This is a genomic window from Bacillus sp. ABR, from assembly GCF_056172715.1.
Genome location: NZ_JAOYSL010000001.1, coordinates 759,834 through 783,107, shown reverse-complemented (window position 1 = coordinate 783,107; position 23,274 = coordinate 759,834). Strand labels below are relative to the sequence as shown.

The following is a 23,274-nucleotide window of genomic DNA, read 5'->3' as shown; positions in this document are numbered from 1 at the left end:
AATTGTGAAAAAAGCGTGTGATTGTTGACATGCCGCCTTTGTATCCCGTTATAATGACGTTGAGAGGATGTGGAAGACTTTGTCGTACACCATTTATTTAGTTGAAGATGAACAAAACTTAAATGAACTGTTAACCAAATATTTAGAGAGTGAGGATTGGAATGTCTCCTCTTTTTTAACCGGAGAAGCGGCACGCGAGGCAATGAACAAGCCGCCGCATCTATGGATTTTAGATATCATGCTGCCTGATACAGACGGCTACACCCTCATTAAAGAAATCAAAGCCGCATCACCTGACGTACCGGTCATTTTCATTTCAGCACGTGATGCCGATATCGATCGTGTCCTCGGCTTAGAGCTGGGAAGCAGTGATTATATTGCGAAGCCGTTTCTTCCGCGTGAGCTGATCATTCGGGTACAAAAGCTGCTGGAGCTAGTGTATAAAAACAATGATACTCCGCAGCAGCAAAGCGTCACAACCGTTTCTTCTTATGTCATTCATGAGGATGTAAGAGAGGTGTATGAAGAGGGTCAGCTCATTAACTTAACTTCTAAGGAATTTGACTTGCTGCTTTTATTTACACATCACCAAGGACATGCTTTTTCTCGTGAAGATATCCTCGTCAAAATTTGGGGACACGATTACTTCGGGACAGATCGTGTAGTCGATGACCTTGTTAGACGGCTGCGCAAAAAAATGCCCGACTTAAAGGTCGAGACCATCTATGGATTCGGTTATAGGATGCTGAAGGGATGAAGAACAAACCGCTCGCTTTTCAAATTTGGGTTGTGATCTCTGGCATTTTGCTCACCATTTCCATTGTCCTGATCATTCTATTTTCTAATACATTACGTGACTTCTTCACAAATGAAATTTATAAAAATATTGAAAATGAACAGCAAGTGCTGACAGAATATCCATTAAACCGAGACGGCTCGCCAAAGTCGACACCGGAAAACCGCTCCGTGCAGCACATTTTGATTCCGTCAAATGAATTAGATCAAATGGCGCAGTTTTTTCCGCATGCCTTTATTGAGAAAATCCAATCGTTTGTGAAAAAACAAAAAAGCGCAACGAAACGGTATTCTGAAGAGGTGAACGGCCAGCATATCTTTTTTGTCATCAAAAAGGTATCATCAGGCAATACACCATATATTCTTCTATCCTATGCACCAGATTCTTATCGAGACGACCTGTCCTTTACGCTGTTTAAACAGCTGATCTTTATCTTAGGCACCGTTATTTTACTAAGCTGGATTCCATCGATTTGGCTTGCCCGCTATTTATCCCGACCAATCGTTGCGTTTGAAAAACACGTCAAACGGATTGCACAAGAGGACTGGGACGATCCTGTCATCGTTGACCGGCAAGATGAAATTGGCAAGCTTGGTCATACCATTGAAGAAATGAGACAAAAACTCATTCAAAAGGATGAAACAGAACGGACACTTTTGCAGAATATTTCACATGACTTAAAAACACCTGTCATGGTCATCCGCGGCTACACGCAGTCCATTAAAGATGGTATTTTTCCTAAGGGAGATCTTGAACAAACGGTGGAAGTCATTGAAGGTGAAGCGGAAAAGCTTGAGAAGAAAATCAAGGATCTGCTGTACTTAACTAAGCTTGATTATTTATCAAAACAACATCCCGCACATTCTTCCTTCCTACTCAGTAATACGATGCTGGAAGTGGTCGACCGAATACGCTGGTCGAAAAATGAATTGCAGTGGAACGTGGACTTAGATGATGAGGCTGCTCTTGAAGGCGATCCAGAACAATGGAGCAAATTATTTGAGAATGTACTAGAAAATCAACTTCGCTATGCAAAAAGTAAGATTGATATTCAAATGAAACAAGAAGAGGATCAAATCCGCATTGTTATTCGAAATGACGGTCCTCCAATTGAAGAACATATGCTGTCCAACCTATACGAACCTTTTAGTAAGGGAAAAAAGGGCGAATTCGGCATTGGATTAAGCATTGTCAAAAGAATTCTTTCAATGCATCAAGCGTCCATATCTATTGAAAATGATGATCTAGGTGTACGTTATACAATCATAGTTCCAAAGAAGAGACTGTAGGTTTTTGACCGCAGTCTTTTTTAGATGAATGAATACCCATTGAAATCACGGTATGTGGCTTTAATCTTTTTGCCAGCTTGATACATCCATTTCTTTTCAATGGTTGTCTCTTTCGGCATTTTGACTTTTTCTACTTGAATCCCTTTTGTTCGCAAGCGTCTAATCATATCATCAATTTCTCTCATGGAACATCATCCTTTCACATATTTTGACCAGTTGGTCACCTTACTTTATAATATAAAGAATTACACTGTAAAAAACAAGTTACAATCTGATTAATTTTTGAAAACTTTCGTCGTTTATGACCGATAAGTCACATCTCTTTGCGCACGTTTCCTAAGACATTTGTCTCTCGGTAAGAAAGGATGACATTCATATTGAAAAAGAAAGAAAAAATGATCATTGAGGCTGGCATGAAATTATTTGCCAGCAAAGGCTACAACGCAACGTCTGTTCAGGAAATTGCGGATGAATGCCACATGTCAAAGGGTGCTTTTTATCTTTATTTTAAATCAAAGGAAGCACTGCTCATTTCGATCCTTCATTACTATTACGATAAGGTATTTACCCGGATTCATGAGGTTCAAACAGAGGGCGGCACACCAAAAGAAGCCTACCGAAAACAGCTCACTGTCTATTACGATAATATTTTGCAGCAAAAGGATTTTATTAAAATGCAGCTGAGCGACAGGGCGCTTCCACTGAATGAAGAAACGCAGCAGCTCGCAAAACAAATTAGGCTTGCGACCGTCCAGCTTCACATTGATAACATTAAACAAGTATATGGAGATGCTGCTATTCCTTATATGGCTGATTTATGTTTGACGATTGAGGGCATGAGCCACGTTTATTTCGAGCTGGCGATTTTATATGATTTTCAGCTGGAAGCAGAAGAACTTGCCACAACCATGATTCATCGTATCGATGATTTGATGGGCGGTATGATGAAGCGCAATGACCTTCCTCTCATTTCTGTAGATCAAGCGAGCGATTGGTTTGGTCCGATTTATGAACGGTCATTCGATCCGCTCACAGAATCTCTTTTAAAGGAGTTAAGAGAGATTGCTGAATCACACTATGAAGTGAAGGACGAACCCGATTTATTTGAAGCGCTTGGCATACTAGAAAATGAATTAAACAAACAAAAACCAAGACAAGTCATCGTCAAAGGCATGCTGTACCAATTAAAATTATACGCACCGCTTCAAACCAACTCTGAGTCACTTTTGCGTATTTTGAAAGAGGATCATTTGTAAACGCATCACTTTTAATGAAAAAAACCAGGGGCAGCCGCCCCTGGTTTCTTATTTTGCTTTCGGTGTCACCATTTCTTCTGGTTTCACAAATTGCTCGAACTGCTCTTCTGTTAGCAGCTCTAATTGAAGTGCTGCTTCTTTAAGTGTTAATCCTTCTTTGTGAGCAAGCTTCGCAATTTTTGCTGCATTTTCATATCCGATGTGCGGGTTAAGTGCCGTCACAAGCATCAATGAATTGTTCAAGTTTTTCTCAATCGTTTCAAGGTTTGGTTCGATTCCAACTGCACACTTGTCATGGAATGAGTTCATGCCGTCAGCAAGTAGTTCAACTGATTGCAGGAAGTTATAAATGATGACTGGCTTGAATACGTTCAGCTCAAAGTTTCCTTGGCTTGCCGCAAAACCGATTGTGGCATCATTCCCCATGATTTGTGCTGCAATCATAGTTAAAGCTTCACTTTGAGTTGGGTTGACTTTTCCTGGCATAATAGAGCTTCCCGGCTCATTTTCAGGAATGATCAATTCGCCAATTCCACAGCGTGGGCCACTTGCAAGCCATCTGACATCATTGGCAATTTTCATTAAATCAGCTGCAAGTGCTTTTAAGGCACCATGCGCATACGTAATTTCATCATGGCTTGTCAGCGCATGGAATTTGTTTGGTGAAGAATTGAATGTTTGACCTGTCAGCTGGCTGATTTCCTCAGCAACATATTGACCGAATTCAGGATGTGCGTTAATGCCTGTACCAACAGCAGTTCCGCCAATGGCTAATTCTCTCATTTTTTCAGTTGATTCTAGAATCATTTCTTTTGAACGGTCCAGCATGTATACCCAGCCGCTAATCTCTTGGCCTACTGTCAGCGGTGTTGCATCCTGCAAGTGCGTACGGCCGATTTTCACAATCTCTTGATACGCTTTTGCTTTCTCATCAAGAGTTGTTCTTAACTGATCAATAGCAGGCAGCAACTTTTTGTACACAGCTAAAACAGCTGCCACATGCATAGCCGTTGGGAATGTATCGTTTGAGCTTTGGCTGCGGTTAACGTCATCATTCGGGTGAATGCTGAACTCACTATTTTTATCTTTCAAATAAGCAGTTGCTCTATTTGCAACGACTTCGTTCATGTTCATGTTACTTTGTGTTCCACTACCTGTCTGCCAAACAACAAGCGGGAAATGCTCGTCATACTTTCCGCTGATGATGTCATCACATACAGCAGCAATTGCTTCTGCTTTTTCGCTTTCAAGGTTGCCAAGACGCTCGTTGGCAATCGCTGTGCTACGTTTCAAAATTGCAAACGCATTCACAACTTCCTTTGGCATTTTCTCAGAACCGATTTTGAAATTTTCTTTGCTTCGTTGTGTTTGTGCACCCCAGAACTTGTCCTTCGGCACTTTGATTTCGCCCATTGTATCTTTTTCGATTCTAAATTCCGTCATTATGTATCCCTCCATAGCTTCTCATCACTCAACTCTATTCTATACAAAAAACGAAAATCCTTTAAGCGTTTTCAATTAAAATTTTATCTTTATTTTAATTTTAGTTCAATATAAACGCGAACATCCTTCGAATATTTGTATTTTGGGTTCGTTTTTCCGTAGTCCTTTGATGTATAAGTCACCTCATAATGCTTGTCAAACGACTGTAGAATACGGTCGATCTCCTCTTTTGTTCCTGCTAAACGAATCTGTGCCATCTTGTTTCCTCCAAAACCCTCATTCTTTCTTTTACCACAAAATAATGTAACACAGAATATTGTTTTTTCAAGCAGGTAATGCTAAGAAAAAGATTTGAGGCGGGTGATCCGAATGAATCAAACTCCATTAAAAGAGCACTTATACGATAATCTCTCCGTCATCCTTCCACAATTAAAAGAAATGGACGACTTGGTTCATGAGAAAAAAACGCTGCCTCATGGACAGGTTGTTTACTATTTATACATAAAAGAAATGAACGAAACGATGGAGATTCAAACCTTTTTAAAGCTGCTTCTCCAAGATCATACGTCTCTCACAAAAGAGAAGCTGGAATCCAATTTATCGATGATGACCACCCGTTCGGTGAAGACTTCTGAGGAATTGGTCGCTGCGATTTTTGATGGGCATTGCGTGGTACTGATTAACGGTTTTCAGCATGCGTACATTTTAGAAACGCATGGAACGAAGAAACGCAGTATAGGGGATGCTACCTCTGAAACAGTTGTGAGAGGACCGAAAATTGGCTTTATTGAAGATTTAGATACGAACTTAGCTCTTGTGAGGCAGCGCTTGAAAAACCCCAATCTTAAAACCGTCGACATGAAGATTGGTCAAAAAAAGTACACCCAAGTGACCATCATGTACATAGATGGCATGGCTCAATCGTCTGTTTTAAAAGAAGTGAAAAAACGACTCAAGCAAGTCACCATTGATGATATACAAGACTCTGGGGTTCTTGAGGAACTGATTGAAGACAATGTGTACTCTCCTTTTCCGCAAATCCAAAACACAGAACGGCCGGATAAAGTGGCGTCTGCTTTAAATAATGGACGTGTCGCCATTTTTGTTGATCATTCTCCTTTTGTGTTAATTGTACCTGCTTCCCTCGCGACGATTATGCAATCACCTGATGATTATTATGAAAGGTGGATCGCCGCCTCTCTCATTCGGATGCTGCGATTTACCTCTATCTTTCTGACATTATTTTTATCAGCCATTTATATTGCGCTTGTGTCCTTCCATCAAGGACTTTTACCAACAACACTGGCTATTTCGATCTCAAGTACAAGAGAAAATGTCCCATTTCCGCCTATTGTGGAGGCACTCATTATGGAAATAACAATTGAACTGCTGCGGGAAGCGGGTTTAAGGCTGCCAAATCCGCTCGGTCAAACGATTGGACTTGTAGGTGGAGTTGTCATCGGACAGGCGGCCGTTCAGGCTCATATTGTGAGCTCAATCATGGTGATTATCGTCAGTGTGATTGCCCTTGCGTCCTTTACTGTTCCTCAATACGGGATGGGCATGTCGTTCCGCGTGCTCCGCTTTGTGTCTATGTTTACGGCAGCTACTTTGGGTTTATATGGGATTGTGCTGTTCATGCTCGTTCTCCTTACTCATTTAACACGGCAAAAAAGTTTTGGTACGCCTTATTTTTCACCAGATTTTGTGTTCAGCTATAAAAATGAAGACAATTCCATCATTCGATTGCCTTTGAAAAATCAAAAGAAAGGAGAACGATATGGTCAATCATAAAGAGTCGATCACCAGCTATCAGGCAAGTGCCATAATTGCCAATACAACATTAGGTGCCAGTATGATGATTCTGCCAAGAGCAATGGCTCAAGCTGCAGCTACACCTGACGGCTGGATTGCGCTCTTACTCATGAGTGCCATTTACATTGTATTTATTTTTGCGAATGTCCTTATGATGAAAAAAGTCCCCTTCTCCTCTTACTATGATTATACAAATGAGGGTCTTGGAAAGTGGGTTGGCGCTCTTGCTAACATATTGATTATTATTTATTTTCTTGGCGTTGCCAGCTATGAAGTACGGGCGATGTCGGAAATGGTGAAGTTTTTTTTGCTTCAAAACACACCTGTAGCGGTGACAATGATCAGCTTTATTTTGGTTGGACTTTATCTTGTAGTCGGCGGGATTGGTGATTTTGCCAGACTGTGCCCCTTTTTCCTCATTGTCACCTTGATTATCTTATTTGTTGCATACGGACTCAGTGTTCAAGAATTTAAGTTAGATAACCTCCGGCCTGTTTTAGGAGAGGGATTCTCTCCTGTCTTCAAATCCCTTAACGCATCAGCCATTTCGTTTGTCGGCATTGAAATGATATTGTTTATGCCTGTCTATATGAAAACGCAAAAACACACCTTTGCTTATGGCGCAGTCGGCTTTTTGATTCCTGCGATCATCTATATTTTCACTTATATTCTTGTCGTTGGTGCGTTCACGGTGAAAGAAACAGCGACTTTGACTTGGCCGACGATTGCCTTATTTCAATCGTTTGATATACAAGGAATCTTTATTGAGCGAATCGAATCCTTTTTGCTCATCGTTTGGCTTGTTCAACTTTATACGAGCTTTGTAGGATATACGTTTTTTGCTGCAATGGGGTTATCAAAACTCACAAAATTCCCCAAAAAGATCGTGCTCGCGCTGATGGGAATTGTCATCTACTTTGCCGCCATTTTCCCAAAGGATGTTGATACAGTGCGCAATTATTTAACCTATGTAAACCATTTATTTTTCCTTTTATTCGGTATCCTCCCGTTTCTCTTATTTATCATCGTGTTTTTGAAAAGGAGGCGGAAAGCAGCATGAAAAAGAAGAAGGTCTTTGCATTACTCGCCCTTGTTCTATTAAGTGGATGCTGGGATAGTACCAATATTGAGGAGCTCAACATGGCGATTGGTTATGGCTTAGATAAAGGAGATAACGGTCATAAGCTGAAAATATCTATGCAAGTCCTTGTTCCTCAAAAAATTGAACAAGAATCCAGCGTAAAAGACCCAACAAAGATTATTGAAACTAACGGTGATTCCGTACATCAAATATTTCGAACAACGACTCTCAAAAGTCATCGGATTTTCGCCCAGCAGCTGAGGGTGTATTTATTTTCTGAGGAGCTTATCAATGAGAATAATTTTGACCTCGTCATTAATCAATTCATTCGCGACAATGAAACGCGGAGAGGAAGCCTCGTCTTTATGACCTCTGAAAAGCCTGGGGACTTGCTGAAAATCAATGATGATGGGCAGCCTGCTTCTTCTACATTATATGATATTTCGGGGAATACAAAATCGACCATCCGTATGTTAAAGCCTGTTTCATTAGGAGATATTTCTACTGCTATGCAAAACAACGTATCTTTTGCTGTTCCGAAAGTCAGTGTGGATCAAGGGAAATTAATACTCGACGGTGCCTCTATTATTAAAAACAAACGATTTCTCACCGACATCTCTCCGTTAGCCGTGCAGTCATACAACCTGTTGACAGGGGAAGGAAAAGGCGGAGTCATTGAATTTGAATATGACCACAGCATCTATTCTTATGAAATATTTAAACTGAAACACAACATTGAAACGAAGAAAACAGCCAGCGGAAGATATCAATTTGATGTATCCGTAGAACTTGATGGAAGATTATCTGAGGATTGGAATGAGCGTGAGAATGCATTTAATGAGAAGTATCTTCAAGAGATTGAGGGTGCAGTGGAGCGTCAATTAAAGAAAACTGTAAAAGATTTCATTGGGGAATTACAGCATGAGATCAAAGCAGATATTTGCGGGTTTTCTCAAAAAGCGAGTATTGCGTATCCGAAGGACTTTCGAAAAGAAGCGAAGCATTGGGATGAGATTTTTAGTGAATCGGACATTCGTTACAAGGCAAATGTGAAAATCCGTGACTTCGGGACTAAGGGCGCAACACAATCTTTATAGAGTATGTTAAAATGGTAAGAAAAAAAGGGTGTCAATCATGAAACGAGCTTTACTTTCGGCCGGCATTCTATTTTTGATTCTAGGGATACTTCTGTTAATCGTTGTATTCATGCAATCAAAAGAAGATTTCTTCATTGAAGCCGACAGCTTTTCAAGCACATTTTTGATCGTGGTTTATTATGGACAAACCCCTGCGCTCCTTCTGTTGGGAGGCGGATTATTCGTCGGACTTTCACAGATCATTGATTTGCAGGAAAAAAAAGCGGCAGCAGCAAAGGAGAGCGTAAAGCTTTTATCCGAAATGAAGAAAACCCTGGAAGAAAAATCGGCCAAGGAGCAGGAGGCTTTTCCAGTTCCTGAGCTCCATCAACTATCCGAACGTCCGATCACAGGACAGAAGGACTAATTTTACGCATGTTCTAGCAGCTTTCACTTGAAAGCTGTTTTTTTATTGAATCAGCTTATGGCGGTGGGCATACACAGCCGCTTGCGTTCGATCTTCCACATCAAGTTTGGAAAGAATGTTGGTAATATGGGTCTTCACCGTTTTAATTGTAATAAATAATTCCTCGGCAATGACCTTATTCGATTTCCCATCCGCAATCAGCTTCAAGATCTCCATTTCTCTTGCTGTTAATGAATCGTGAAGGATAGACCCATTTGATGAATGACGGAGTTTATTCATGACCTTTCCTGCCACTTTCGATTCAAGTCTTGGTTCGCCGATGCTTGCAGATCTGATGGCATCCGCAATTTCTCCTGCCTTGGATGTTTTTAATAAATAGCTTAAAGCACCCGCCTCAATCACAGGATAGACTTTATCATCGTCAATAAAGCTCGTCAGAACAATGATCTTGGCATCTTCAATTTCCTGACAAATTCTTTTCGTTGCTTCTATGCCATCCATCCCTTCCATGACGAGATCCATTAAAATCACATCTGGCCTTAATTCAACGGCTAGCTCTACACCTTTTTGTCCATCTGACGCTTCACCAATGACTTCAATATCAGCCTGCGCCTCTAAAAAGGCCGCAAGCCCCATTCTCACCATTTCGTGATCGTCGATTAAAAGCACTCGAATCATCGAACGTTCTCTCCTTTTCCTTCATCAAAAATGGGAACCTTCACATCAATTTGTGTGCCTTTTCCCTCAAATGACATAATCTCTGCGACACCGCCTACCTCACTTGTTCTTTCTCGAATCGATTCCAGTCCGTAGGAGGCCGTCTTCACATGGTCTGTTTGAAAGCCAATACCATTATCAATAATCTTTAGCTGCACTTGACGGTTTCTTATGAGCAGACGCACTGTCACTTTTGTCGCCTTTGCATGCCTAAACACATTCGACAGTGCTTCTTGCACAATTCGGAAGAGGTGGTCCTCTACTCCTTTAGATAACGGAACATCATCTTCGATTTCCCAATCAATATCAATCGGCTGCTTTGCTTGAAATTCATTTAGCAGCTCAATTAAGCCTTTTTTCAGGTCTTTTCCTTCTAGAGTGATCGGTCTCAAATGAAGCAGAAGAGCACGCATCTCATTTTGTGCATCGCCAGACATTCGTTCGACAAGCTGCATTTGTTTTAAAATCTTTTCGTCCTTTTCCTTCATGCCTTCAAGAATAGCTGAGGTCATCATCGAAATCGCAAATAACTGCTGGCTGACCGCATCATGGAGCTCTCGTGCCAGCCGCTGACGCTCTTCTGAGACAACCGATTTCTTCATTTGAGCCTGCCATTCAGCCCGTTCATTCGAAAGCTTTTGCAAAGAGGCTACTTGCCCTTCCACCCGCTTCGCCATTTCGTTTAATTGATCGGCGGCTAAGCCAATTTCATCATCGCCAAGCGACGGCAGTCTGTATGCAAAGTTTCCATTTTCGAACTTCAAAATCGACTCTACAAGCTGGTCGAGCCTCTTCTTATGCTGATAGCCAAATACACTCGCGGCAGAAATCCCAATCGCAAGACTAACGATGAGTAAAATACAAAAAAACGGTATGCCAAACCAGCGGGTAGAAAGCAGGATCATTGGATCAAGCTGATAATAAAAAAACATCAGCAGTGTCGTCATCGTTACAACACCGAGCGAGACGCCGACTCCAAGACGAACAGATTGCCACTGGATACCTAAATGCAATTTCCTCATAAGTATCTCACATCCACATCTCCGATCAGTAGAGAGATGGAGATTTTCACTTTTCGTTTGCTCTCATCATAATCGTTGGTCATCACATACACTTTACTGCCGAAGCCGCTTCTTTTTTCATCTATGATTTTCATATCACCAATCGCGGCGGAAGCACTCACACATACTTCAATATCCTGCGGTACGTAAATATCCACATCGCCGATCAGTCCGCTAATCACGATTGTGCTCTCTTCTTCTGCAATGATCGCCTTTGATAAATCGATTTTAACATCGCCAATAAAACCTGAAATCGTCAAATCACTTAGTTGAAAAGGCTTTTTCATCAGCCTGACTTCACCGATAAAAAAGTCATGCTCTTTGCGCGGCTTTGTCTGGCTTTTTGTTTTCTTCTGATCGCCCTCTTTTTCAAGATTGACTTTCAGTGAAGGCTTCCCATCGTCTGATGTTTCCTTTTTATCGACATCAAAAACAGGTTTATTTTTCAATAAACGATAGCCCGCATAAATCAAAAAAGCCGCAAATAAGTAACCTGTTAAACTAAATGTAATATTGAGCAGAAATTTTAAGAAGAGAAAGCCGGCAAAAATATAGGAAACTGAACCGAGCCAACGTTTGGATCGTGAGTGCAGCCAATAACCCGCCAGCGCAAAAAACACAGGCCAAAACAGATCTGCTCCGATCCCAATAATTTTGAGAAATAAATTAATACCAAAAATCACCACAATGATGCCTAATATTTGATTCCTTGTAAAACGCAGTTGACTCGCCTCCTTCCTTTCTTTCATTCATTAACGCAGCTTGAGGTTACCACTTGTCATTTCAATATCGACTAAATGTGTCCCTTTTCCCCGCGTACCTTTAAAGCCTCGACCTTCATTCTCCACTTGATCAAAATCATACGAGTGATCGACGCTTCCACTTGTTTTTTTCACCTGAACGTTGAAATCTCCGTCGTCTGGCAAATTAAATTTCGCGCTCCCTGATGTCATCTGAAAGGAGACAGGTGACTCAATTGTATCAAAACTTGCCGTCATTCGGCCGCTTGTCATGCCCAATTGCAGTTTGCCTTTGACATCATTAATATCGGCACGCCCTGAAGTTGCCCCAATATCACTATCCTTCGCATCGATATGCGACACTGCCATCCTGCCAGAGGTTGCTTTGATTTCTACATTTTTTGCTGAAAAATTCTCGGCTGTGAGGTTTCCACTCGTTGATTTGAGTATCACATCTTGAAGGGACAGCTTTCCTCCTCCGTCAATCTCACTGACGCCACTTCCACCTGTAATCTTCACATTTTTATGATAATCTGTTGGAATTTTAACTAAAAGCTCTCCTTTTTCAAATTGAGTGAAAAACAAGAAGCTTTTATTTTCAGCACGAATTTTGAAGGTACCACCTGTTTGCTCCGCATACATTTTCCCTTTTCCATTGACAGCAGTCACGGAAATATCGGAACGATTTTCAGGTTTTACCTTCACGCGAAACCCAGAAAGAGAAATATCTAATTGATCAATCTCCTTTGTCTTTGCTGAAGCTGTTGTCACTGGTTTTTCACGGGAAAAACTTAAATAAAAGAGACCTTCATTTTTGAAAAGCATGCCAATCATTAAAAAGATACCTACAAGTATACAAATTAGACCGATTAATCGCTTCATTCATACCATCCCTTTATCTTCTGACCTTTTCATTATAAGGAAAAGCGAAACAGAAAGAAATCAAATATCGGAAGAAAAAGCCTGCTTTTCTTCCGATGTGATCTCTATACGTTTGCTTGCTGCTGTTCAGGCTTTTTCTCAAGCTTCAGTTTCTGCCATTCTTTTTCAACCTCATCGGCATAGTCTAAATGAGCATATGCCCCTTGATCCGCAAATTGTGCATAGCTGCCTGCTTTTGTTTCCATTTCTTCAATACGGTTCTCCATTCGAAGAAATTCTTTATATGCACTTTCACTGTCTACTTTATTGATGGAATCATTCATATGCTGCTTTGCCTGTGCGGCATTGGCTCTTGCAATCAGTGCCTGTTTCTTGTCTTTTATATCACGCAGCTTCGTTTCTAAGTGCTGTAATTGCTCTTTCAGCTCTTTCAATTGTTTCACAGATTGCTGATACGCTTCCTGATATTCGTTGTGCTTTTCTTCAAAATACTTCATTTCTGTGAGCGCTTTTCGTGCAAGCTCCTCTTCTCCCGCATGATATGCCATCTCTGCCTGTTTCTTTCGCTTTTCAGCAAATGCTTCCGTCTCTTCTGCTTTTCGCAGGAAGCCTTGCTGAATCGTTTGCTGTTTGATGATGGCATGTTTCGCTTTCGCAACATCATCCTCCATATCACGAACGTATTGATTCAGCATGACACGCGGATTCTCCAATTTATCTAACCCTTCATTGACAGTTGCAACAAACATATCTCTTACTCTTCTTAATACCATTTGATGTTCCTCCTTTTATTTTTTCTTTAAAAAGTCTTCCCATTCTTGATCAAATGACGTGTGAATCGGTTCTTCCGTATTGGGTGCCGTGTTTGGCTCCATATAGGCTCTGCTTGATGATTTTTTGGTAGATTCACCACTAATCATCGACCAGCCAAAATAAAGAAGTACCCCTGCAAATGCGATGCCGAGTAAAAACGGCAGGAATTGCACGACGATCAGTACACCAATGACTGCTAGAATGATCCCTGAGGTTTTACTGCCTTTTTCATATTTTTTAACACCTACATAGATGAGCCATGCCCCAATCAAAACCGGAATCAGTCCACCTAATGAACCACCAAAAAAGATGGATAAACCGACAAACAATAAAATTGAACCGATAATGGTTTTACTTGTTATTTTCATCTTCATGCCTCCTTTCTTGCTCCTTGCTTTAACTATAGTCAAAAAAGAAAGCCGGCAAAACGTGTCACAGATTGATCTTTGATTGCGACTAGAGTCGTAACAATGCTCAGACTGAACGGTTGAATCAAACAAAAAACACTCTTCGAAAAGAAGAGTGTTGTTAAACGTATGGTAGAATCACAGAATAAGTTGTATCTAAATCAAGTCAGAGGCAGGTGTCATACATTGATAAATAGAGATCAACTAGCTGACCTATTTGCTAGTTATTCTTTTCACATACAAGAAATCTATCGTTTAGTCATCCAGCCCCATAGTACATTAAGGGAGTTTAAGACAGAAAGTGCTGGCTTTCTTTTCAGTATTCGCGGGGAAGCTAGACTGAATGTCAATGGAAAAAGCTACAATTTGCAGCCAGGGTCCGTCATCCATGTAACACCAGGATGCCAGCTTGCCCTGCAGGTGATCAGTCAATCAGAATACGAGTATCATTCGCTTTTCTATCATTTGGATTGTGATAAGAAATCTGACTGTGACACTGTTTTCAAGCTGGAAACGGGAGCAAATCCGAGAATCATTGAAATACTCACCATGCTCCATCAGAATGTCCATACACCTGGCGGAATGGGGAAACTTCGAGTCAAAGAATTATTTTTACGCATCCTATATCAAATACTAATGGGCTGTAAGCAGGAAGAGAGCTCTCCTCATGAAAGGGTCATTGAGGAAGCCATCGCTTATATTAGAGGACAATATATGATTCCATTAACACTTCAGGATCTCGCTGAACTGTTCGATATGAACCCTAAAAGCTTCTCATACTTTTTCCATAAATATACCGGACTTCACCCAATTGACTATGTCATCCAGTATCGTATGGAAAGAGCGCTTGAAATACTAAAGGCAGGCAATATTTCGATTCGTGACGTTGCTATGACTGTCGGCTATCCCAATCCGCTATATTTTAGCAGACTATTTAAAAAGAAATTCGGAGTGCCGCCTAGCGCATATATCGCTAAATAAATCTGTCGTATTTCTTCTCAAAACGATAGACGCCAGCCTCATTCCTTAAAGGAATTCCACAGCTCTCTATGAAATAACCAGCCTAACTGCCTCAGAAATTGAAGTCGATCAAGATCATCTCTCTTCTGTCAGTCCAGATTAGATAATAATGCATATGATATTCGCTATTTGTGTATTCGCATTTCACGAGGTCCTTGCTATACTATTCAATGATAATGATTATCAATATCGATTATTACTGACTAATAATCAGCAACGACTGGGAGGCAGATGATGTGAACAAAAAAAGGCAGCTTTGTATCGGATTGTCCTTGTCAGCGACCTGGTTGAAGGGAAAAGGCTGGCAGCATCCGAGCAGCATGGTAGAACACTTATTTTCAACCAACTTTTACGTTGAGCTTGCAAAGAGAGCAGAGATGGCCAAGCTTGACTTTCTTTTTAAGCCGGATGCACTGACACTCCACATAGAGTCATTGGATCACTCCCCTGGCTTTGGCGGTCTTGATCCAACGGTTCTGCTTGCTTCGATTGCTCATGAGACGGATCGAATCGGACTTGTTTCAACTGCCTCGACTACGTTCAACCCTCCCTATGTAGTGGCGAGACAGCTTCAGTCCTTGCACTCGATCAGCAATGGACGTGCCGGCTGGAATATTGTCACTTCGATCGACGGAGCCGATAATTTTAGCCATTCACCCATGCCAACCTCAGAAGAACGATATAAGAAGGCGATGGAATTTACGGATGTTGTACGCAAGCTTTGGGAGAGCTATCCAAATGAGGCGCTGCTCATCAATCGAGCGACAGGACAGTTTGCTGACAAGGAGAGAATTTATTCTATTCAACATGAAGGGCATTTCTTTCAAATTAAGGGGCCGCTTAATGTGCCAGCTCATCCGTCAGGAACCATTCCTTTGTTTCAGGCAGGTGCTTCGGAAACGGGGCGGGATTTTGCCGCTTCAACTGCAGATGCGATGTTTGCAGCAACCCCTGATATGGCCTCAGGCATTGAATTACGGAAAGACATGAGGAGAAGAGCATGCAAGCATGGCCGCCAGCCGGATGAGATCCGTGTGCTGCCTGGCTTGTACTTTTTTATAGGAAAAACACGTGATGAGGCGCATGAAATGTATCGAGAGGCTCATTCCCATTTAAGCACTGCACAAGGTTATGCAGCGATACAATCGATTCTAGGTCTCGATATTCGTCACCTTCCCTTAGATCAACCCGTTCCTGCCGATATGCTGCAAGGATTGGATGAGCAGGTACGCAGTCAGACTCATGCTGATTTGCTGCGCAGGTTGATTGTACAAACGCAGCCTACCGTAAGAGAACTACTCTCCAGACCAGAGGTCATTGGATCGGCACACTGGGTCATCGTGGGAACAGCTGAGGATGCACAGAGAGAAATAACCAGATGGTTTGAAGCAGGCGCTTTAGACGGTTTCATTGCTCTTCCGGGCTCAGTACAATCACTAGAATTATTTTTTGACGAATTGGTCCCCTTACTCGTCCAACATGGCTTATTTAGAAGTGAATATATAGGATCCACCTTACGTGAGCATCTGGGGATGAAATAAAGCACGACTACAATAGACAGTTTGAGAGGAGTTTTGAAAAGATGAATAAGAAATTAATGATCATCGGCTTCATTTCCTTATTGATGCTGATCATGGCGGCATGCGGCGGAGGAGACAAGCCTAAGCAATCAACTACTGCCTCCGGAAGCAAAAATGCCGGAATTGAAAATTCAGGTGATGCTGCTACGAAAACAATAGAGTATCTTGGGAAAAAGTATACCATCCCGAAAAAAGCCGAAAAAATCGTCATTACTGGGGCAATGGAAGCGATGGAAGATGCCGTTGTACTTGATGTTCATCCGGCAGGGGCAATATCAGTAGGAGGAAAGTTTCCGAAAATATTTGCTTCAATCACAAGCGATTCCGAATCAATCGGTGAAAAACAGCAGCCAAATTTTGAGAAAATATTAAGTTTGAAACCTGATGTTATTTTAGGCTCCTCTAAATTTCAACAAGTCGTACTGAACAAGTTAGAGAAAATTGCGCCGACCATTCCAATCTCCCATATCGCGACAAATTGGGAGGCTAATTTAGAGCTAATGGCCGAATTAACAGGAAAACAAACGAAAGCAGAGAAAATCCTCACTCAATACAAAACAGATGTCAAAGACGCAAAAGCTTCGTTAAAGGAAAAGCTCAAGGATAAAAAAGTAGCCATCATTCGCATTCGGGGAGCACAAGCCTTCGTATATCCAGAAGATGTTTATTTCAATCCTGTCTTGTATAACGAATTGGGTCTCGCCGTTCCTCAGCCGATTAGTTTGGCAAAGACACAAGAAGCAATCTCTGTCGAGCAGCTAGGAGAAATGAATCCGGATTATCTATTTGTACAATTTTCTACGGATGAAAATCAAGAGGCAAGCCAGGCATTTGATGACATGAAAAAGAATCCTGTTATTCGAAATATGACGGCCTTTAAAAAGGATCAGGTTTATATCAATGTGGTACATCCACTCCTTGAAGGAGGACCTGCTTATAGCCGCATCCAGTTTTTAGAAGCCTTGCAGCAGCAATTAGAAAATAAATGAGACTGCATGAATCAGCTATGAAATCATGACTATGGTCATTTTTAAAAATAAATGAAGCAAAAGAAGTGGGGAGAATTGTACGATGCAGGATATGGAAGTTTATGATGTAACCATTATTGGCGGCGGACCTGCTGGATTGTTTTCCGCCTTTTATAGTGGATTGCGTGAAATGAAAACGAAACTGATTGAATTCCAGCCTTTCCTTGGAGGAAAGGTTCATGTTTATCCAGAAAAGATGATCTGGGATATAGGAGGATTAACGCCAGTTCCAGGCTCGCAGCTGATTGAACAAATTGTTACTCAAGGACTGACCTTTGATCCAAAGGTCGTACTCGGAGAAAAGGTGACCTCTATTTCTCAAGACGAAACAGGTCAATTTGTTCTCCACACCGCGTCCAATCAAAAACATTACTCCAAAACCGTCATTTTAGCTGTTGGAGGAGGTATCCTCAAGCCGATTAAATTAGATATTGAGGGTGCAGAACGATTTGAGGTTCAAAATTTGCATTATACGGTCAAATCCCTTGCACGTTTTAAAGATAAAACCGTGTTGATCTCAGGAGGTGGTAATTCAGCCATTGACTGGGCGAATGAGCTGGAGCCGATTGCCAAGCAAGTGTATTTAACCTACCGGAAAGATGCTTTAAAAGGCCATGAAGCCGAAATATCGCGCCTTAAAAATAGCTCTGTCCAATGTCTGCTTCATACCTCGATTGAAAAGCTCATCGCAGCAGACGATCATGAGCGGATTGAAACGGTTGTCCTCAAAAATAATCAGGACAATACTTTATTTAAGCTAGCCATAGATGAAGTCATTATCAATCATGGATACGAACGAGACAAAGAATTACTTGCGAATAGTACCATTAAACTAGAGCAGAAGGATTACTGGATTGCAGGAACTCCACTGAGTGAGACGTCAGTCCGGGGCATTTATGCAGCAGGCGATATTTTGCATCATGAAGGAAAATTACATTTGATTGCTGGGGCTTTCCAGGATGCTGCGAATGCGGTAAACCAAGCGAAGCAATACGTAATGCCTGATGCAAGCGCTCGTGGAATGGTTTCTTCGCACAATGACATATTTATTCAAAAAAACAAAGAGCTGATGAAGCATTTGTATACGAAATAAAGTGTTCATTGCACAAGCAAGACTTGGAATCCCTTCTGTGCTTACAGAACGAAGACGTTTAGCACTCTTCTCATTCGAAGAGTGCTTTCCTTATTTAGAACGAAACACGTCGGCACTTCGTTCATATTCAACATCAGCTTCACCAAGCCGATGATTCACGATTCGGGCAGCAGCAAATAAATAATCGGATAGACGGTTTACATATGTGAGCGCAACGGTTGGAATCTCCTCCTGTTTCGCAAGCGTCACAATATGCCGCTCTGCTCTTCTAACGACTGTCCGCGCCACATGTAAAAGAGCAGCACCTTCCTGACCGCCCGGTAAAATAAACTTGGTGAGCGGCGCAGCTTCTTCTACATAGACATCCATTCTTTCCTCAAGGACTGCCACAGAGGCTTCTGTTAATTTGCCCTCTTTAGGTGGTTTCACTGCTGCCAAATCACCGCCGCAGTCAAACAGCTCATGCTGTATAACGATCAGCTCTGACAAAAGGTCCTGAAACAATTCGCCATGCTGCCGTAAATTTGCATGCGCAAGTCCAATGAAGCTATTCGCCTCATCTAATGTGCCGTAAGCTTCAACTCTCACGTCATCTTTATCGGCTCTTCCTCCGATCAAGCCTGTTTGTCCCTGATCCCCGGTTTTCGTATAAAGTTTCAACGGTATTCCCCCTTTTCTACTGCTTTGTCCTTTTAGTATAACCCGAACTAAATAGGATGTAGTTGTTTTACTAAAACATGGTGAATGAATGTCATTAATGAAACAGAAAAGTGAACCATTTGTCCATTATGACGGCCAACCACCCCTTTTATTTCCTTATAAAATAATGATTGAAGATATAGTTTATAGTGTCTAAAATGTGATTAAGACAAAATGAAGGAGGATGGTATGAGTAAATTTAGTTTATTTAACAAGTTTATGGTACAAGAAGGCGAAAAAGAAAAAATGGTTGATATTCTGTTAGAAGCAGCAGAATCAATGAAGAATTTGGATGAATGTGAAATATATCTTGTGAATATTTCCGAGAATGAACCAAATTCTGTTTATGTTTATGAAGTGTGGGCAAACGAAGATGCCCATCAAGCATCTCTAGGTCATGAAGCTACCCAAACATACTGGTATTGATAGAATCAATACTTTAATAACACAAGGCGGAAAGGGCATTTCATCTAATTAGAATTCAACCGTCTTAGATATAAAATTAGAACTGGTTGTCATTGTGGCAGCTTTTTTTCTTAAGAACAATTGTAATGACTACACATTTTAGATATGTGTAGTCATTACAATATCAACTGTTTTACTCAACTAACCTAAATATAACTGTACGTTCACTTTTGAATGACTTTCAACTTATGAAGAAGCCCATACACCTTTTGTCCTAATCTTTCGTGTAGAAGGTCAACATCTTCCGTTTCCTGCGTATTGGGTGCAGCAATACAAAGATGATGGATTGGAATGCTTGTTTCTTGCTTTATGATGTGCATAAGCTGACCTATGAGCTGAACAGCTGCGCCGTCTGATAAAGATCGTTTCAGGATAAGCCAAATGTTCAACTTTTCCTGCTGAAGCATGCTGTAAAGGATCATATCGTCTTCGGCGTCTTCTGCAGCGTATTTCGCTAATCCTTTAGCTTGCTCGAAAAACAGCATATCTTCAGTTGGCTCTAACTGATGATAAAGCGTCTTCGTTCCCGTTCCAATCGACCTTTTCCAAAAGAACCCGCCGTTTTCCTTATGTGAGGTAAGGATGCGAAGAGGCTGATTAATGGAAAATGTCATTCCTTCTGAGCCATATGTCCTCCAGCCATCCGCTATGTTTACAATTGATGTTTTAGAAGGGGCGGAAGGTTCAACCATCAGCTGAGGGTTTGCCCTAATTGGATGCTGGAGCGGTGTCACATTTGTTTCATACACACGGTTGATTCGTTCGGTGGTCAAAACGTGATGCGGCAGTCCTAACATGTCAGTCTTTCCTTCATGAAGCAGCAGCAGCCGATCACAATATAAACTAGCAATGTTCACATCATGGAATACGCCAATGACCGTTAACCTAGAGGAAGTCGTTTCTTCTTTAATTAAATCAAGCAAATCTTTTTGATAGGCTAAGTCAAGGAAGCTGGTTGGTTCATCCAGCAATAAATATTCAGGCTGCTGCGCCAATGCCTGTGCCAAATACACACGCTGCTGTTCACCGCCACTTAACTCATGGATGGGTTGATCCTTAAACTGTGCAACACCCGTTTGTTCCATTACTTTTCTGACGACCTGCACATCTTCTTGCGTGGCAGATTGCAGCCACCCTTTTTGATATGGATAACGGCCGAATTGGACGGTTTCTTCCACCGTAAATGAAAAAACTTGATCCGTTTTCTGCGGCAGAACTGCCATCTTTTGCGCAAGCGCCTTTGGCTGATAGGATTGAACAAGGTGACTGCCGAGGCGCACTTCACCGCTCTCAGGGGCTAAAATTCCTGCCATCATTTTAAGCAGGGTCGTCTTCCCGCTCCCGTTTGGGCCGAGTATACCGAGAAATTCTCCTTGCTTTACTTCAAGGCTAATGCCACGAATGATCTCTTTCTCTCCATAGCCACCTCTGATTTCCTTCACTTGAATCATACGTGCGTCCCCCCTCTATATTGACGAATGAGGATGATGCCAAATACAGGTGCACCAATTAACGCAGTAATGATGCCAATCGGTAATTCAGTCGGCTCAATGATGGTACGGGATAACACATCTGCTAATACGAGAAAGGAAGCACCGTTCAACATAGACAAAGGCAGCAGATGCCGATGATCCGTGATAGTTAAGAGGCGGATAAAATGCGGAATCACAAGTCCTACAAAACCGATCGTCCCTGATACCGCTACTGCACTTCCGGTCAGAATCGAGCCTGCCAGGAGCACAATATATTTGCTCCTTTTCACATGGACACCTAATAGCTTTGCCTTCTCCTCGCCATATGTCATGACATTCAAATCTCGCCCCATCAACATTAACGTAAAGGTCCCAATAAGAAAGAAAGGAAGAAAAAGCGCAATATAACGCCAGCCTCTCATGGACACACTGCCAAGCAGCCAATGAATGATCTCTTTTAGATCATCACCTGTTAAAGCAATCATCAATGAAATGAGCGCACCCAAAAAAGAGCTAAAAATCACTCCTGTTAAAATTAAAGAAGAAATGCTCATCCCCCGATGAACAAGACGCGCAAAAAAGAGAACGAGACACAGGGTCACAAGCGCCGTTGTCATACTGAATAATGGCAATGTGAAACTGCCAACAAGCGGGAGCTGCAAGCTAAAAAACAGAGTCGCTACGGCTCCAACTGATGCCCCTTGAGATACCCCCAGCGTATAAGGGTCAGCGAGAGGATTTTTTAATAAACCTTGAAAAGCTGCACCAGATAACGCCAGTGCTGCTCCGACTAATGCCGCTAATATGACTCTTGGCAGCCGAATGTTCATCATAATATTGCGATCGATGGAATCAATGGTTCCAAACTGTATTCCGAATAGTTCATGAACAAATATACGAAGAATAGAAGGAATGGGAATCCCTAAGCTTCCAAAGGAGATTCCCATTCCAATGCTCATCACAAGAAATAAAGCACTTAGTGTATAAGCGATGATCAATTTATTTGAACGTGTCAGGATAGACGCTTTTCGCAAGAGCCTCGACTCCTTCAACCAATCGCGGTCCCGGTCTTGATGCGAGATCCGTATTCAATTGAAAGACTTGTTTTTCTTTCACTGCTTTCATTGCATTCCAGCCGTCTCTTTTTTTCAAATCAGCTAAGCTGGAACCATCAATTGTCACGATGACATCAGGATTTCGTTTGATGATCGATTCTTCTGTCATTTGCACCCAGCCAGTTTGATCGCCAGCAGCATTTTTGGCATGGATAACAGAAAGCATTTCATCCATAAATGTATTTTTACCAGTTGTATAGATTTCAGGCGCACCTGACACTTCGACAAAGACAGTTTTTTGTTTGTCTTTTGAAATCGTCTCTGCTTGTTTCTTGATGTCATTCAATTTTGTTTTCATCTCGTCTACAAGTTTTGTTGATGCTTCTTTCACGCCAGCTGCTTCACCGATCATATCGATTGATTTGTACACATCCTTAAAGGAGGTTGCATCATTTACAGTCAGAACTTTTATCCCTGCATCTTCAAGCTGTTTAAATCCTTCTTTTGATCCCATTTGAGATGCATGTGCTAACACAAGATCTGGCTTTAATGAAATGACCTTCTCGACATTGAATTCAAGTCCGCCAATCTTCTCTACCTTTTCGACTTCCTTTGGATAATTATCAAAGTCTGATCGTCCAACCATTTTATCTCCAAGGCCGAGTGCATAGGCAACTTCTGTATTACTTGGAATTAACGAAACAATTCGTTTAGGCTGTTCTTTGATTTCGACTGTTTTGCCAGCTGCATCTTTAATCGATACTGGAAATGCCGCAGTGGCCGTTTCTTTATTTTGTGACCCTGTTGCTTTATGATCTGTCTCAGCGCCTGCACATCCTGCTAAAACACCCATCACAAGCAATAACGATAGCCAAATAGCTGTTAACTTTTTCATGAGTGAACCCCCTGGTTTATGTACTGCTTAACGAAATCTCTTTCGTCAATTCTTTTCTAATTTCGGGAATATTATACTACAGTGCAGATAGGTTGTATATGTGATTTCTAAAAGCGTCTTTTCTGTTCATAAAACAAAAAACAGCCTCTAAAAAGACTGTTTTT

The 23,274-nt window shown here is 41.5% G+C and carries 25 protein-coding genes; 12 read left to right on the top strand and 13 right to left on the bottom strand.

Annotated features, from left to right (window positions below; genetic code table 11):
- Positions 1-79: 79 nt before the first annotated feature.
- On the top strand, positions 80-757 hold the full coding sequence (locus OIT90_RS03860; RefSeq protein ID WP_047202423.1) for a response regulator transcription factor: 678 nt from the start codon (positions 80-82) through the stop codon (positions 755-757).
- A complete protein-coding gene (locus OIT90_RS03855; RefSeq protein ID WP_058838135.1) occupies positions 754-2,085 on the top strand; it encodes a HAMP domain-containing sensor histidine kinase in 1,332 nt (443 codons plus the stop codon). The genes OIT90_RS03860 and OIT90_RS03855 overlap by 4 nt, the downstream gene beginning before the upstream one ends.
- 20 nt (positions 2,086-2,105) lie before the next feature.
- Here the strand turns inward: OIT90_RS03855 and spxO are convergent, their stop codons facing one another.
- On the bottom strand, positions 2,106-2,270 hold the full coding sequence (gene spxO, locus OIT90_RS03850) for an anti-adapter protein SpxO (protein ID WP_003212782.1): 165 nt from the start codon (positions 2,268-2,270) through the stop codon (positions 2,106-2,108).
- 192 nt (positions 2,271-2,462) lie between these two features.
- On the opposite strand from spxO, the gene OIT90_RS03845 reads away from it, so the two are divergent.
- A complete protein-coding gene (locus tag OIT90_RS03845; protein ID WP_058838136.1) occupies positions 2,463-3,341 on the top strand; it encodes a TetR/AcrR family transcriptional regulator in 879 nt (292 codons plus the stop codon).
- A 48-nt stretch (positions 3,342-3,389) separates the two neighbouring features.
- Here the strand turns inward: OIT90_RS03845 and fumC are convergent, their stop codons facing one another.
- On the bottom strand, positions 3,390-4,784 hold the full coding sequence (gene fumC, locus OIT90_RS03840) for a class II fumarate hydratase (protein ID WP_024423418.1): 1,395 nt from the start codon (positions 4,782-4,784) through the stop codon (positions 3,390-3,392).
- Positions 4,785-4,873: 89 nt separating this feature from the next.
- Complete coding sequence (locus tag OIT90_RS03835; RefSeq protein WP_003213147.1) at positions 4,874-5,041, bottom strand: YvzF family protein; 168 nt, start codon at positions 5,039-5,041, stop codon at positions 4,874-4,876.
- 112 nt (positions 5,042-5,153) lie between these two features.
- Here OIT90_RS03835 and OIT90_RS03830 point away from each other — a divergent pair, with 112 nt between their 5' ends.
- Genes OIT90_RS03830 through OIT90_RS03815 form a run of 4 tightly spaced genes read left to right on the top strand, consistent with a single transcriptional unit; the run spans position 5,154 to position 9,183 of the window.
- A complete protein-coding gene (locus tag OIT90_RS03830) occupies positions 5,154-6,578 on the top strand; it encodes a spore germination protein (protein WP_058838137.1) in 1,425 nt (474 codons plus the stop codon).
- On the top strand, positions 6,565-7,659 hold the full coding sequence (locus OIT90_RS03825) for a GerAB/ArcD/ProY family transporter (protein WP_058838138.1): 1,095 nt from the start codon (positions 6,565-6,567) through the stop codon (positions 7,657-7,659). Before OIT90_RS03830 ends, OIT90_RS03825 begins: the two co-directional genes overlap by 14 nt.
- A complete protein-coding gene (locus tag OIT90_RS03820) occupies positions 7,656-8,777 on the top strand; it encodes a Ger(x)C family spore germination protein (protein ID WP_058838139.1) in 1,122 nt (373 codons plus the stop codon). Before OIT90_RS03825 ends, OIT90_RS03820 begins: the two co-directional genes overlap by 4 nt.
- A 37-nt stretch (positions 8,778-8,814) precedes the next feature.
- Complete coding sequence (locus OIT90_RS03815) at positions 8,815-9,183, top strand: hypothetical protein (RefSeq protein WP_039181321.1); 369 nt, start codon at positions 8,815-8,817, stop codon at positions 9,181-9,183.
- Positions 9,184-9,225: 42 nt separating this feature from the next.
- On the opposite strand, the gene liaR is transcribed toward OIT90_RS03815, so the two are convergent.
- The 6 genes from liaR to OIT90_RS03785 all read right to left on the bottom strand — a co-directional run bounded on the left by liaR (position 9,226) and on the right by OIT90_RS03785 (position 13,764).
- The gene (liaR, locus tag OIT90_RS03810; RefSeq protein ID WP_024426015.1) at positions 9,226-9,861 is read right to left on the bottom strand and encodes a two-component system response regulator LiaR; all 636 of its coding nucleotides are present in this window, start codon (positions 9,859-9,861) and stop codon (positions 9,226-9,228) included.
- Complete coding sequence (gene liaS / locus OIT90_RS03805) at positions 9,858-10,922, bottom strand: two-component system sensor histidine kinase LiaS (RefSeq protein ID WP_039181324.1); 1,065 nt, start codon at positions 10,920-10,922, stop codon at positions 9,858-9,860. The genes liaR and liaS overlap by 4 nt, the downstream gene beginning before the upstream one ends.
- Positions 10,919-11,710: a cell wall-active antibiotics response protein LiaF gene (liaF, locus tag OIT90_RS03800; RefSeq protein ID WP_185847158.1), complete on the bottom strand. Its 792-nt coding sequence runs from the start codon at positions 11,708-11,710 to the stop codon at positions 10,919-10,921. The genes liaS and liaF overlap by 4 nt, the downstream gene beginning before the upstream one ends.
- A 3-nt stretch (positions 11,711-11,713) precedes the next feature.
- On the bottom strand, positions 11,714-12,583 hold the full coding sequence (gene liaG, locus OIT90_RS03795) for a LiaG family protein (RefSeq protein ID WP_474892257.1): 870 nt from the start codon (positions 12,581-12,583) through the stop codon (positions 11,714-11,716).
- 104 nt (positions 12,584-12,687) lie between these two features.
- On the bottom strand, positions 12,688-13,356 hold the full coding sequence (gene liaH, locus OIT90_RS03790; RefSeq protein WP_058838141.1) for a stress responsive protein LiaH: 669 nt from the start codon (positions 13,354-13,356) through the stop codon (positions 12,688-12,690).
- Between the two features lie 15 nt (positions 13,357-13,371).
- Entirely contained in the window at positions 13,372-13,764 is a 393-nt protein-coding gene (locus OIT90_RS03785; protein ID WP_047202415.1) for a hypothetical protein, read from the bottom strand.
- A gap of 225 nt (positions 13,765-13,989) precedes the next feature.
- Here OIT90_RS03785 and OIT90_RS03780 point away from each other — a divergent pair, with 225 nt between their 5' ends.
- The 4 genes from OIT90_RS03780 (at position 13,990) to OIT90_RS03765 (ending at position 18,524) form a co-directional block, all read left to right on the top strand.
- Positions 13,990-14,784, top strand: coding sequence for an AraC family transcriptional regulator (locus OIT90_RS03780; protein ID WP_047202494.1), 795 nt, complete (start codon positions 13,990-13,992; stop codon positions 14,782-14,784).
- Between the two features lie 275 nt (positions 14,785-15,059).
- Positions 15,060-16,364 carry an NtaA/DmoA family FMN-dependent monooxygenase gene (locus OIT90_RS03775; RefSeq protein WP_247543726.1) on the top strand — a complete coding sequence of 435 codons (1,305 nt, stop codon included), beginning with the start codon at positions 15,060-15,062 and terminating at the stop codon, positions 16,362-16,364.
- 41 nt (positions 16,365-16,405) lie between these two features.
- On the top strand, positions 16,406-17,392 hold the full coding sequence (locus OIT90_RS03770) for an ABC transporter substrate-binding protein (RefSeq protein ID WP_059375015.1): 987 nt from the start codon (positions 16,406-16,408) through the stop codon (positions 17,390-17,392).
- Positions 17,393-17,474: 82 nt separating this feature from the next.
- The gene (locus tag OIT90_RS03765; RefSeq protein WP_474892256.1) at positions 17,475-18,524 is read left to right on the top strand and encodes an NAD(P)/FAD-dependent oxidoreductase; all 1,050 of its coding nucleotides are present in this window, start codon (positions 17,475-17,477) and stop codon (positions 18,522-18,524) included.
- Positions 18,525-18,614: 90 nt separating this feature from the next.
- Here OIT90_RS03765 and OIT90_RS03760 read toward each other — a convergent pair whose 3' ends face one another.
- Positions 18,615-19,184, bottom strand: coding sequence for a cob(I)yrinic acid a,c-diamide adenosyltransferase (locus tag OIT90_RS03760; RefSeq protein WP_064498056.1), 570 nt, complete (start codon positions 19,182-19,184; stop codon positions 18,615-18,617).
- A gap of 228 nt (positions 19,185-19,412) precedes the next feature.
- Between OIT90_RS03760 and OIT90_RS03755 the strand changes: the two genes are divergently transcribed.
- Positions 19,413-19,649 (top strand): putative quinol monooxygenase, encoded by a 237-nt coding sequence (locus OIT90_RS03755; protein ID WP_474892255.1) that lies wholly within the window; start codon positions 19,413-19,415, stop codon positions 19,647-19,649.
- A 203-nt stretch (positions 19,650-19,852) separates the two neighbouring features.
- Here the strand turns inward: OIT90_RS03755 and OIT90_RS03750 are convergent, their stop codons facing one another.
- From OIT90_RS03750 to OIT90_RS03740, 3 genes are read right to left on the bottom strand one after another with little or no spacing between them, the layout of a single operon-like run.
- Entirely contained in the window at positions 19,853-21,139 is a 1,287-nt protein-coding gene (locus OIT90_RS03750) for a heme ABC transporter ATP-binding protein (protein ID WP_474892254.1), read from the bottom strand.
- Positions 21,136-22,194 carry a FecCD family ABC transporter permease gene (locus tag OIT90_RS03745; RefSeq protein ID WP_427369167.1) on the bottom strand — a complete coding sequence of 353 codons (1,059 nt, stop codon included), beginning with the start codon at positions 22,192-22,194 and terminating at the stop codon, positions 21,136-21,138. Before OIT90_RS03745 ends, OIT90_RS03750 begins: the two co-directional genes overlap by 4 nt.
- Positions 22,160-23,110, bottom strand: coding sequence for an ABC transporter substrate-binding protein (locus OIT90_RS03740; RefSeq protein WP_039181350.1), 951 nt, complete (start codon positions 23,108-23,110; stop codon positions 22,160-22,162). The genes OIT90_RS03745 and OIT90_RS03740 overlap by 35 nt, the downstream gene beginning before the upstream one ends.
- Positions 23,111-23,274: the final 164 nt, after the last annotated feature.

Bases quoted from the DNA above. Each gene is read 5' to 3' on its own strand.
- OIT90_RS03855 (WP_058838135.1), top strand. From the start codon at position 754: ATGAAGAACAAACCGCTCGCTTTTCAAATTTGGGTTGTGATCTCTGGC.
- spxO (WP_003212782.1), bottom strand. From the start codon at position 2,270: ATGAGAGAAATTGATGATATGATTAGACGCTTGCGAACAAAAGGGATT.
- fumC (WP_024423418.1), bottom strand. From the start codon at position 4,784: ATGACGGAATTTAGAATCGAAAAAGATACAATGGGCGAAATCAAAGTG.
- OIT90_RS03835 (WP_003213147.1), bottom strand. From the start codon at position 5,041: ATGGCACAGATTCGTTTAGCAGGAACAAAAGAGGAGATCGACCGTATT.
- OIT90_RS03830 (WP_058838137.1), top strand. From the start codon at position 5,154: ATGAATCAAACTCCATTAAAAGAGCACTTATACGATAATCTCTCCGTC.
- OIT90_RS03825 (WP_058838138.1), top strand. From the start codon at position 6,565: ATGGTCAATCATAAAGAGTCGATCACCAGCTATCAGGCAAGTGCCATA.
- OIT90_RS03820 (WP_058838139.1), top strand. From the start codon at position 7,656: ATGAAAAAGAAGAAGGTCTTTGCATTACTCGCCCTTGTTCTATTAAGT.
- OIT90_RS03815 (WP_039181321.1), top strand. From the start codon at position 8,815: ATGAAACGAGCTTTACTTTCGGCCGGCATTCTATTTTTGATTCTAGGG.
- liaR (WP_024426015.1), bottom strand. From the start codon at position 9,861: ATGATTCGAGTGCTTTTAATCGACGATCACGAAATGGTGAGAATGGGG.
- liaS (WP_039181324.1), bottom strand. From the start codon at position 10,922: ATGAGGAAATTGCATTTAGGTATCCAGTGGCAATCTGTTCGTCTTGGA.
- liaF (WP_185847158.1), bottom strand. From the start codon at position 11,710: ATGAAAGAAAGGAAGGAGGCGAGTCAACTGCGTTTTACAAGGAATCAA.
- liaG (WP_474892257.1), bottom strand. From the start codon at position 12,583: ATGAAGCGATTAATCGGTCTAATTTGTATACTTGTAGGTATCTTTTTA.
- liaH (WP_058838141.1), bottom strand. From the start codon at position 13,356: ATGGTATTAAGAAGAGTAAGAGATATGTTTGTTGCAACTGTCAATGAA.
- OIT90_RS03785 (WP_047202415.1), bottom strand. From the start codon at position 13,764: ATGAAAATAACAAGTAAAACCATTATCGGTTCAATTTTATTGTTTGTC.
- OIT90_RS03770 (WP_059375015.1), top strand. From the start codon at position 16,406: ATGAATAAGAAATTAATGATCATCGGCTTCATTTCCTTATTGATGCTG.
- OIT90_RS03765 (WP_474892256.1), top strand. From the start codon at position 17,475: ATGCAGGATATGGAAGTTTATGATGTAACCATTATTGGCGGCGGACCT.
- OIT90_RS03755 (WP_474892255.1), top strand. From the start codon at position 19,413: ATGAGTAAATTTAGTTTATTTAACAAGTTTATGGTACAAGAAGGCGAA.
- OIT90_RS03750 (WP_474892254.1), bottom strand. From the start codon at position 21,139: ATGATTCAAGTGAAGGAAATCAGAGGTGGCTATGGAGAGAAAGAGATC.
- OIT90_RS03740 (WP_039181350.1), bottom strand. From the start codon at position 23,110: ATGAAAAAGTTAACAGCTATTTGGCTATCGTTATTGCTTGTGATGGGT.